Annotated in this window: 11 protein-coding genes and 1 pseudogene; 10 read left to right on the top strand and 2 right to left on the bottom strand. The window is 55.0% G+C overall.

Annotated elements, in window-relative coordinates; translation table 11 throughout:
• Nucleotides 1-100 precede the first annotated feature (100 nt).
• Nucleotides 101-784, bottom strand: coding sequence for a YagK/YfjJ domain-containing protein (locus tag ACOTX3_RS21540; RefSeq protein WP_127869285.1), 684 nt, complete (start codon nt 782-784; stop codon nt 101-103).
• A 424-nt stretch (nt 785-1,208) separates the two neighbouring features.
• On the opposite strand from ACOTX3_RS21540, the pseudogene ACOTX3_RS21535 reads away from it, so the two are divergent.
• From ACOTX3_RS21535 to add, 3 genes and pseudogenes are all read left to right on the top strand, one after another.
• A pseudogene (locus tag ACOTX3_RS21535) lies at nt 1,209-1,676 on the top strand (glucose PTS transporter subunit EIIB); the annotation flags it as partial.
• 48 nt (nt 1,677-1,724) lie between these two features.
• Nucleotides 1,725-2,897: a MalY/PatB family protein gene (locus tag ACOTX3_RS21530; RefSeq protein WP_058679540.1), complete on the top strand. Its 1,173-nt coding sequence runs from the start codon at nt 1,725-1,727 to the stop codon at nt 2,895-2,897.
• Between the two features lie 96 nt (nt 2,898-2,993).
• Nucleotides 2,994-3,995 carry an adenosine deaminase gene (add, locus tag ACOTX3_RS21525; RefSeq protein WP_013096893.1) on the top strand — a complete coding sequence of 334 codons (1,002 nt, stop codon included), beginning with the start codon at nt 2,994-2,996 and terminating at the stop codon, nt 3,993-3,995.
• Between the two features lie 44 nt (nt 3,996-4,039).
• Here add and ACOTX3_RS21520 read toward each other — a convergent pair whose 3' ends face one another.
• Entirely contained in the window at nt 4,040-5,080 is a 1,041-nt protein-coding gene (locus ACOTX3_RS21520; RefSeq protein ID WP_013096894.1) for an oxidoreductase, read from the bottom strand.
• A gap of 243 nt (nt 5,081-5,323) precedes the next feature.
• Between ACOTX3_RS21520 and blr the strand changes: the two genes are divergently transcribed.
• The 7 genes from blr (at nt 5,324) to rsxD (ending at nt 10,827) form a co-directional block, all read left to right on the top strand.
• The gene (blr, locus tag ACOTX3_RS21515; RefSeq protein ID WP_168112406.1) at nt 5,324-5,449 is read left to right on the top strand and encodes a division septum protein Blr; all 126 of its coding nucleotides are present in this window, start codon (nt 5,324-5,326) and stop codon (nt 5,447-5,449) included.
• Between the two features lie 232 nt (nt 5,450-5,681).
• Nucleotides 5,682-5,897, top strand: coding sequence for a transcription modulator YdgT (gene ydgT, locus ACOTX3_RS21510; protein ID WP_013096896.1), 216 nt, complete (start codon nt 5,682-5,684; stop codon nt 5,895-5,897).
• 87 nt (nt 5,898-5,984) lie between these two features.
• Complete coding sequence (locus ACOTX3_RS21505) at nt 5,985-6,425, top strand: DUF2569 domain-containing protein (RefSeq protein ID WP_013096897.1); 441 nt, start codon at nt 5,985-5,987, stop codon at nt 6,423-6,425.
• A gap of 76 nt (nt 6,426-6,501) precedes the next feature.
• Nucleotides 6,502-7,083 carry an electron transport complex subunit RsxA gene (gene rsxA, locus ACOTX3_RS21500; protein WP_013096898.1) on the top strand — a complete coding sequence of 194 codons (582 nt, stop codon included), beginning with the start codon at nt 6,502-6,504 and terminating at the stop codon, nt 7,081-7,083.
• Complete coding sequence (gene rsxB, locus ACOTX3_RS21495) at nt 7,083-7,661, top strand: electron transport complex subunit RsxB (protein ID WP_013096899.1); 579 nt, start codon at nt 7,083-7,085, stop codon at nt 7,659-7,661. The genes rsxA and rsxB overlap by 1 nt, the downstream gene beginning before the upstream one ends.
• On the top strand, nt 7,654-9,774 hold the full coding sequence (gene rsxC, locus ACOTX3_RS21490; protein ID WP_045295881.1) for an electron transport complex subunit RsxC: 2,121 nt from the start codon (nt 7,654-7,656) through the stop codon (nt 9,772-9,774). The genes rsxB and rsxC overlap by 8 nt, the downstream gene beginning before the upstream one ends.
• Nucleotides 9,775-10,827 carry an electron transport complex subunit RsxD gene (rsxD, locus tag ACOTX3_RS21485; RefSeq protein WP_421631637.1) on the top strand — a complete coding sequence of 351 codons (1,053 nt, stop codon included), beginning with the start codon at nt 9,775-9,777 and terminating at the stop codon, nt 10,825-10,827.

Genomic DNA, 10,827 nt, shown 5'->3' with positions numbered 1-10,827 from the left:
AGACACCGTCTGAATTTGCAGCGGGCTGGAGAAAGGGTCATTCTGAGAATGAAGATTCCGACGTTACTAACTGAGTGTTGTATCTAATCGTGGGGGCAGGTCACATGCGCGTTCCCTTCCCAGTTTGCGCTTTACCACGTTCTTTTGCCAGGTAAGAAAGCCAGAATACCGGACCTTCGAGTGATGAAGGATCGTCACGATGTATGACGTAGTGATCGGGATAGTCTTTATTGGCTTTAGATAAGTTTACCAGCGTTGCTTTACCACCTGTCAGTTTCATCCAGATTTCCGTAATAATACCAGCAATCCCTCTTTCTGGCGTTCCAAACCATCTTACCGAACGATGTGGAAGTGCAATCCAGCAATGGTAATGGGGTTGTGAAGCCTTTTCCTGTTCGCAAACCCAACCGTAAGCAAAATCGATGATAGGTTCCGATAAACCGTTATTCCCAGACCCTAGGCGGTCACGTAATCGTTTGAACAAGTTGCGTATGTATTCGTTACCAGCTTCAACAGAAGTGAACTCAGGGAGGTGGAGATCAAAACGGGTCAGGAACACTCGACTGTAGAGCTTCAGGATTGCTTTCAGTTCGTTGATTGTTGATATAAGTATATCGTGGCGAATACCAGAACCGATTCTGTTGTTAATGCGGTATTCGTGACCATCATGAACAAAGAAGTTGCCATTGATGGTTTTGTAACGTCCGTGTTCATGGTAGACGGTACGAAAACTTGTTGCCGATAAAATCGACGATTCGAACAGGGTTTGTGATTGTTGCATCATTGTTAAATTAACCTTTTTGTACTCGGAAAGAGACCACACCTCCCACATAGCTATAGTTACTACCTAAAACCACGGTAAAACGAGGGCATTTGCGATAGCGCAAAGCCGCCTTGTATCTGACGTTGGGGATGTTTTCGAGGGGGAAAATACTACGGAACAAAGCTTACGAATATATTTATATAACCTCCTATCATCTCAAAAATCATACTGGATGGCAACAATTATCGTTCATCAATGAAAGAGGAATAATGATTGTGTGGCTTGTTGGTAATAACAGGAGAATTCAAAAGGATTTGCAATCTTGTATTTGGCTTCCTTCCGGCATACACAGTTGAGGGTGTATCTGTAGTTTTCAACATTGCAATAGTCTGATTGTTCACAAGGTAGATCAGAAAACATTGATCATACCTATCGCACTTCAGTGAACACCGACGGCAACGTAATTGATTTCGTGGTGTTCGGCATCCTGCATGGTTTGTCCACCAAGTGGTATCTGGTACCGGTCGTGGCGGCGATCTGGTTCGTGGTGTACTACGGTATCTTCCGCTTCGCCATTACCCGCTTTAACCTGAAAACGCCAGGCCGCGATGCCGAAACCGCCACCAGCGTGGAACAGGCCGTTGCCGGTACAGTGGGTAAATCGGGTTATAACACGCCGGCAATTCTGGCGGCGCTGGGCGGTGCGGATAACATTACCTCTCTGGATAACTGCATTACCCGTCTGCGTCTGTCGGTGGCGGATATGTCGAAAGTGGATACCAATGCCCTGAAAGCCAACCGGGCAATCGGCGTGGTACAGTTGAATCAACACAATTTGCAGGTGGTTATCGGCCCGCAGGTGCAGTCGGTCAAAGATGAGCTGGCCACCCTGATGCGCACAGTCGAAGCCTGATGCCTCACCCCCTCACGCTGAGGGGGTTTTACTTTAAGGACATACGTCATGTTTGATTTCTCGACCGTTGTCGATCGCCACGGCACCTGGTGTACACAGTGGGATTATGTTGCCGACCGTTTTGGTGCCGCCGACCTGCTGCCCTTTACGATCTCTGATATGGATTTCGCCACCGCCCCCTGCATTATCGATGCGCTACATCAACGTATTGATCACCGCGTGTTTGGCTACAGCCGCTGGAAAAACGAAGAATTCCTGGCCGCGGTGGCGCACTGGTTCCAGCAACGTTTTAACAGCCGGATTGATACTGAAACCGTTGTTTATGGCCCTTCCGTGATCTATATGGTCTCTGAGCTGATTCGCCTGTGGTCGATGCCGGGAGATGGTGTGGTGGTGCATACCCCGGCTTATGACGCGTTTTATAAAGCCATTGAAGGCAATGCGCGCCGCGTGGTGCCAGTGGCGATGGAGAAACAGGCGACGGGCTGGCAGGGAAATATGGCCGCGCTTGAGGCCGCCCTGGCGAAACCGGAAAACAAAATATTGCTGCTGTGCAGCCCGCAAAACCCGACCGGCAAGGTCTGGACGCAGGAGGAGCTGGCGCAGATGGCTGAGCTGTGTGCGCGCTATGACGTGGCGGTGATAAGCGATGAAATTCATATGGACATGGTATGGGGAGAACATCGCCACACGCCATGGAACAAGGTCGCGCGCGGTAAATGGGCACTACTGACCTCAGGCTCCAAAAGCTTTAATATCCCGGCACTGACCGGCGCATATGGGTTAATAGGCGATGAGGAGAGCCGTAATGCGTATCTGGGCGCGCTAAAAGGCCGTGACGGTCTCTCCTCTCCCTCCGTGCTGGCACTGACGGCGCATATTGCCGCCTATCAGCAGGGTGAGCCGTGGCTTGCCGCGCTGCGCGACTATCTGGAAGCGAACCTGAAATTTATCGCACGTGAAATGAACTGCGCTTTTCCGGCACTTAACTGGACGCCACCCGAGGCGACCTATCTCGCCTGGATTGACCTGCGCCCGTTAAATATTGACGATCGCGCCCTGCAAAACGTACTGATTGAGCAGCAAAAAGTCGCCATCATGCCGGGATATACCTACGGAAACGAAGGCATCGGTTTTATCCGCCTGAATGCCGGCTGCCCGCGCAGCAAGCTGGAACAAGGGGTGCAGCGGCTGATTGCGGGTATCAACACGCTCCTGTAGTTTGTTTGCGCAACGGAATATTCCCTTGCGCAAATAGCTTTTTACCTCGTTTTGTTTTTATAATGTGGCGCACTTTAACCAGAAAAGAGTGCGACCATGATTGATACACGCCTGCCTTTAACAGATATTCATCGTCACCTTGACGGTAACATTCGTGCCCAAACCATCCTCGATCTTGGCCGCCAGTACAATTTAACGCTCCCTGCTCAATCGCTTGAAACCCTGATCCCGCACGTTCAGGTCACCTCTAATGAACCGGATCTGGTCAGTTTTTTGAGCAAACTCGACTGGGGCGTAAAGATGCTGGCCTCACTGGATGCCTGTCGCCGTGTCGCTTTTGAGAATATCGAAGATGCCGCCCGTAACGGCCTGCATTATGTCGAACTGCGCTTTTCGCCAGGCTATATGGCGATGACCCACAGCCTGCCCGTTGCAGGCGTGGTTGAAGCCGTTATTGAAGGTGTCCGTGAAGGGTGCAAAGCCTTCGATGTGCAGGCCCGTTTGATTGGCATCATGAGCCGTACCTTCGGCGAAGCGGCCTGTCTGCAGGAACTGGAAGCGCTGCTGGCGCATCGTGACGCGATCACCGCCGTCGACCTGGCCGGGGATGAACTGGGCTTCCCGGGCAGCCTGTTCCTGTCACATTTCAACCGCGCACGTGATGCCGGCTGGCATGTAACCGTTCACGCCGGTGAAGCGGCGGGGCCGGAGAGCATCTGGCAGGCCATCCGTGAACTGGGTGCCGAGCGTATCGGTCACGGTGTAAAAGCGGTGGAAGATCGCGCCCTGATGGACTTCCTGGCCGAGCAACGTATCGGGATTGAATCCTGCCTGACCTCCAATATTCAGACCAGCACCGTGCCCGCGCTGGATAAGCACCCGCTGAAAACCTTCCTTGAGCACGGCGTGCTGGCCTCGCTGAATACCGATGACCCGGCGGTACAGGGCGTGGACATTATCCACGAGTACACTGTCGCCGCACCGCAGGCGGGCCTGAGCCGCGAACAGATCCGCCAGGCGCAGATTAATGGGCTGGAGATGGCCTTCCTCACGCCAGAAGAGAAGCAGGCGCTTCGTGATAAGGTGGCAAACGCGTAACCCCTTTGCCGGGTGGCGGCTACGCCCTACCCGGCCAACAAAACTTATGCCAGACAGAGCGTGGCGCGATGTTTGGCAGATTCAATGCCCAGTTCAATCAACTCCATAATCTGAATCGCCTGACTGGCTGGTACCGGGTTTTCCCCCGTGCCGTTCAGCGCATCACGCACGGCCGCATAATATGCCGGGTAGTTCCCCGGGCTCGTCAGCAAGGTTTCTTCCACCAGCGTCTCCCCCTCCACTTTGGTCACTACCCCGTCTCGCATATCATATCCCCAGTCTTCCTGAGGCAAACGCTCGCCGTTTTTCAGCCGGTCTTCCTGCGGATCCAGACCAAACTTCACATAGCTCCCCCGCGTGCCGTGAATGATATAACGCGCAGATTCCGCAGCCGCAACCATCGTTCCGTGCAGCACTATCCGCCGTTGCGGGTAGCTCAGGATGGCATGAAAATAATCGGTCGTTTGCGCGCCGGGTCTGAGCTGGGCCAGATCGACCGTCATACTCACCGGCAGGCCAAACAGATTCACGGCCTGGTCGAGCAGGTGTGGGGCTAAATCGTACCAGATGCCGCTGCCTGGCCCGGCTTGCTCACGCCAGCGGTTTCGCACCTGCGGCCGGAAACGATCAAAATGCGATTCAAAGAAGGTTATCTCCCCGAGCGTTCCCTCGCTGAGCAGCGCTTTTACCGTGAGAAAATCGCTGTCCCAGCGGCGGTTATGAAAAACCGACAGCAGTCTGCCAAGGCTTTTCGCCAGCGCGTCCAGCTCGCGTGCCTGAGACAACGTCACGGTAAAGGGTTTATCGACGACGACATGCTTACCTGCTTCCAGCGCCGCCTTCGCCAGCGGGAAATGGGTGTCGTTCGGCGTGGGGATCACAATTAAATCGATATTCGGATCATTGAAAAGGTGCTTAGGCTCAGAGACAACCGGAACGGTGGGCCAGTCGGCATGCACCTTGGTGGCATCGCTGCTCGACACCGCCGCCAGCGCCATTCCCGGCGTACCGGCAATTAACGGCGCATGGAATGTTTTGCTCGCATACCCGTAACCAATAAGCCCGACACGGATGCTATCACTCATAGTGTTGCCCTCTCCTGTGATGTTCTTATTTCACACTGGCTAACCTGGCCACATGACAGATTAAGCATGTGCCATATGACTTAAAATAGCATCCTGCTCCGCTTGTTTTTGTTATATGGGGTTAACCCGCTGATTGTGCTTAAGGGAACCGTTCCCAAAGCACTTGCTGTCTCCCCCCTGGCGCTGTAACATTTGCAACCGGTATTTATGGATAAATTACAAACACGAATTATGACGTCAATTATTAATCGAATCATTGAATTAGCGGGATGGATTGTTCTTGGGGTATCGGTCATTTTGCTTGGCGTTGCCAGCCACATCGATAACTACCAACCGCCGGAGCCTGTCACTGTCGCCCAACCTAAGTAACCGGTTACGGTAATAAAGAGTGACATAATATGTCAGTTACTTATTGCCACTCCTGGTGAACACGGTTAACCTTCTCTTCCAGGCATCATCAGATGCCTGAATCTTTCGCAAAGAAAACTCCTAATTTAGTCGCGTTACCTGAGTGGGCAGTTTACGTCTTTATTAATCCGTTTATTATTCAAACGAATTACCTTAACGGGTATGACTCACTTTTATATGGAAACTTATTAATATGACAGTTCAGGACTATTTATTAAAATTTCGCAAGATCAATTCCCTTGAGAGCCTGGAAAAACTGTTTGACCACCTGAACTACACGCTGTCGGATAATCAGGACATCATCAATATGTATCGTGCAGCGGATCATCGCCGTGCGGAGCTGGTCTCCGGTGGCCGTTTGTTTAACGTCGGCGAAGTGCCTAAGTCCGTATGGCGTTACGTTTTATAAGAAAGTAGCCATCCGCGCGAAATGTTATATACTCTCCGCCCTGCAAACTGGCTGTACAACATTTCGCGCAGATTTATGGGAGAGTTCATGACCGCAACGCCTGGAGAAAGAATTGGAGGCTGGTTAATCGCCCCACTGGCATGGCTGCTGGTTGCCTTATTAAGCGCATCACTTGCGCTGCTGCTTTATACCACCGCGCTGGTTACCCCTCATGCAATCCAGACCCTGATGTCGCAAAGTGTGCTGAATATTACGCTGTGGTTCGTGTCGTTCGTCTTCGCCATAGGCATGTGGTACTACACGCTGTGGCTAACCATTGCGTTCTTTAAACGCCGCAAAAATGTGCCTAAGCACTACATCATCTGGCTGCTCGTTTCCGTACTGCTGGCGGTGAAAGCCTTTGCTTTTTCACCGGTTTCGGACGCGCTGGCCGTTCGTCAGCTGCTTTTCCCGTTACTGGCGGCGGCGCTTCTGGTGCCCTATTTCAAGCGTTCGACGCGGGTGAAGAACACCTTCGTGAATCCGTAATAACCTTACAGATAACCTGTTGTCGCCTGTTGTGGTTTATCCGATAATAGGCGGCTTTTTTATTTCAGGCTGAATAATGACCGATTACTTACTGCTCTTTGTCGGCACAGTGCTGGTTAACAACTTCGTTCTGGTGAAGTTCCTTGGCCTGTGTCCGTTTATGGGCGTGTCCAAAAAGCTGGAAACGGCAATGGGCATGGGGCTGGCAACCACCTTCGTGATGACGATGGCGTCCATCTGCGCCTGGTTGATTGATACCTGGATCCTCATCCCGCTGGGTTTAGTCTATCTCCGTACGCTGGCCTTTATTCTGGTCATTGCCGTAGTGGTGCAATTTACCGAAATGGTGGTGCGTAAAACCAGCCCGGCGCTCTATCGCCTGCTGGGTATCTTTCTGCCGTTGATCACCACCAACTGTGCCGTTCTTGGCGTAGCGCTGTTGAACATTAATCTCGGGCATAATTTCATGCAGTCGGCGTTGTACGGTTTTTCTGCCGCCGTCGGTTTCTCGCTGGTGATGGTGCTGTTTGCCTCTATTCGTGAGCGCCTCGCCGCAGCGGATATCCCTGCGCCCTTTCGCGGAAACGCGATTGCGCTGGTGACCGCAGGTTTAATGTCTCTGGCCTTTATGGGCTTTAGTGGTCTGGTGAAGTTGTAATGAATACCATCTGGATTGCCATCGCCTCCATCAGCGTGCTGGGGTTGGTGTTTGGCCTGATTCTGGGTTACGCCTCCCGCCGATTCGCGGTGGAGGACGATCCTGTTGTTGAAAAAATCGATGAGCTTTTGCCGCAAAGCCAGTGTGGGCAGTGCGGCTATCCTGGCTGTCGTCCCTATGCAGAAGCCGTGGGTATTCAGGGTGAGAAAATCAACCGCTGTGCGCCAGGTGGCGAAGCGGTAATGCTGAAAATTGCAGCGCTGCTAAACGTCGACCCGCAACCCATTGACGGCGATGCACAGGTGCAGGAGCCCGTGCGCGCCCTCGCGGTGATTGACGAAGCGAACTGCATTGGCTGCACCAAGTGTATTCAGGCATGCCCTGTCGACGCCATTGTTGGCGCCACCCGCGCCATGCACACCGTTGTGGCGGATCTGTGCACCGGCTGTAACCTCTGCGTGGCCCCCTGCCCGACGCAATGTATTGAGTTGCGCCCGGTTGAAACGACTACCGAAAGCTGGAAGTGGGATCTTCAAACCATCCCGGTTCGCAATATTCCTGTGGAACAACATGCTTAAGTTATTTTCTGCTTTCAGAAAAGAGAAGATTTGGGACTTTGACGGCGGGATCCATCCGCCAGAGATGAAAACCCAGTCCAGCGGCACGCCGCTGCGTCAGATTCCGCTGGCGACCCGTTTCGTCATGCCGCTGAAGCAGCACATTGGCGCTGAGGGTGAGTTGTGCGTTAAAGAAGGCGATACCGTCCTTCGCGGCCAGCCATTGACCTTTGGTCGTGGGCGTATGCTGCCGATCCACGCCCCGACATCCGGTAAAGTGGTGGCGATTACCCCTCACACCGTTGCCCATCCGTCAGCCCTCTCCGAACTGAGCGTCATTATTGAAGCCGACGGCGAAGACCGCTGGATCGAGCGTGATGGCTGGAGCGACTACCGCGCCCGCAGCCGGGAAGCGCTTATCGACCGTATTCATCAGTTCGGCGTTGCCGGGCTGGGTGGCGCAGGGTTCCCGACCGGCGTCAAACTGCGCGGTGGCGGCGATAAAATTCAGACCCTGATTATCAACGCCGCCGAATGCGAACCCTATATCACCGCCGATGACCGCCTGATGCAGGACTGCGCCGCGCAGGTCGTGGAGGGGATCCGTATCCTCGCCCATGTGCTGCAGCCTCGTGAAGTGCTAATTGGCATTGAGGATAACAAACCGCAGGCCATTTCCATGCTGCGCGCGGTGCTCGCCGGTAGCCACGATATCAGCCTGCGCGTCATTCCGACCAAGTACCCATCGGGCGGGGCAAAACAGCTGACGCAAATACTCACCGGAAAGCAGGTTCCCCATGGCGGCCGCTCATCGGATATTGGCGTGCTGATGCAAAACGTGGGTACCGCCTACGCCGTGAAACGCGCGGTGATTGACGGTGAACCCCTGACCGAACGCGTGGTGACGCTGACGGGCGAATCAGTGTCTCGTCCGGGGAACGTCTGGGCGCGTCTGGGCACGCCGGTTCGTCATCTTCTGGAGCAGGCCGGATTCTGTCCCGGCAGCGATCAGATGGTGATCATGGGCGGCCCATTGATGGGCTTTACCCTGCCGTGGCTGGACGTTCCGGTCGTAAAAATCACTAACTGCCTGCTCGCCCCCTCCCCCACCGAAATGGGTGAAGAGCAGGAAGAGAAAGGCTGTATCCGCTGCAGCGCCTGCGCCGATGCCTGCCCGGCCGATCTGCTTCCACAGCAGTTGTACTGGTACAGCAAAGGTCAGCTGCACGATAAAGCGCAAGCGCATAATCTGGCTGACTGCATCGAATGCGGCGCGTGCGCCTGGGTCTGTCCAAGCAACATTCCGCTGGTGCAGTACTTCCGTCAGGAGAAGGCCGAGATTTATGCCATCTCGATGGAAGAAAAACGCGCTGCCGAAGCGAAAGCCCGCTTTGAAGCCCGCCAGGCTCGTCTGGAGCGTGAAAAACTGGCCCGTCAGGAGCGTCATAAGCAGGCTGCCGTTCAGCCAGGCGAGAAAGATCAGGATGCCATTAACGCGGCGCTGGCTCGCGTGCGCGAGAAAAAAGCGACCGCAGCGCAACCTGTGGTGATCTCCGCCGGTGAGAAGCCAGATAACAGCGAAGCCATTGCCGCACGTGAAGCGCGTAAGGCCGCGGCACGCGCGCGTCAGGCGGAAAAAGCACAAACAGGGCAACCGGAAGAAACCCGTGTCGATCCGCGTAAAGCGGCCGTTGAAGCGGCCATCGCCCGCGCCAAAGCACGGAAAGCGGGAGAGCAGCAGGTGGTCGTTGAGCAAGAGGCCACAGATCCGCGCAAAGCCGCCGTTGAAGCCGCGATAGCCCGCGCTAAAGCGCGTAAAGCGGCGCAGCAACCACAACCGGCCACAGAAGAGGCGCCGGTCGATCCGCGTAAAGCGGCTGTCGAAGCGGCCATCGCCCGGGCCAAAGCACGGAAAGCGGCGCAGCAACCACAACCAGCTGCAGAAGAGGCGCCAGTCGACCCGCGCAAAGCCGCTGTCGAAGCGGCCATCGCCCGCGCCAAAGCACGGAAAGCGGCTCAGCAGGAAGTACAACAGCCTGCCGCGAACGACGATCCACGCAAAGCCGCCGTCGCCGCCGCGATTGCACGCGTTCAGGCGAAGAAAGCCGCACAGCAAGCAGTTAACGAGGATTAAATGGTTTTCAGAATCGCAAGTTCCCCTTACACCCATAACCAGCGCCAGACGTCGCGCATTATGATGCTGGTCTGCCTGGCTGCACTGCCGGGTATTGCCGTTCAGTTCTGGTTTTTCGGCTGGGGAACCCTGTTCCAGTTAGCACTGGGCTGTGCCAGCGCCGTAGCGGCCGAAGCGCTAGTGCTGAAGCTGCGTAAGATGAACATCTCCCGTATTCTCAGCGATAACTCCGCTCTGCTGACGGGCCTGCTGCTGGCCATCAGTATTCCGCCGTTTGCGCCGTGGTGGATGATCGTGCTCGGTACGGTGTTTGCGGTGATTATTGCCAAACAGCTGTACGGTGGGCTGGGCCACAATCCCTTTAACCCGGCGATGGTCGGCTACGTGGTACTGCTTATCTCCTTCCCGGTACAAATGACCAGCTGGCTGCCGCCGCACGATATCGCCGCCACGGTGCCGGGTTTTATGGATGCCCTTCAGGTGATCTTTTCCGGCCATACGGCGTCCGGTGCCGATATGAATGCGTTGCGTATGGGCGTGGATGGTGTCAGCCAGGCCACACCGCTCGATACGTTTAAAACGTCCCTGCGTGCCGGGCACAGCGTTGAGCAGATCATGCAATCAGCCATCTACAGCGGCGTGCTGGCCGGTGCAGGCTGGCAGTGGGTTAACCTGGCATATCTGTCGGGCGGCCTGTTTCTGCTGCAGCAGAAAACGATCCGCTGGCATATTCCGGTGAGCTTCCTGGTCACGCTCGCGGTCTGCTCCACGCTGGGCTGGTTCTTCTCTCCTGAATCCCTGGCGAGCCCGCAGATGCATCTGCTCTCTGGTGCCACCATGCTGGGCGCGTTCTTTATTCTGACCGATCCGGTAACCGCCTCGACCACCAATCGCGGTCGACTGATCTTCGGTGCGCTGGCCGGTCTGCTGGTGTGGCTGATCCGCAGTTTCGGCGGATACCCGGATGGCGTAGCGTTCGCCGTCCTGCTTGCCAACATCACCGTTCCGCTCATTGACTACTACACGCGCCCGCGCGTGTACGGCCATCGGTAA

Origin of the sequence: Enterobacter cloacae complex sp. IR5384 (assembly GCF_049237265.1) — a bacterium.
Lineage (GTDB): Bacteria > Pseudomonadota > Gammaproteobacteria > Enterobacterales > Enterobacteriaceae > Enterobacter > Enterobacter cloacae.
Note: the sequence above shows the minus strand (reverse complement) of the source record. Positions and strands in the feature narration are given on the sequence as shown.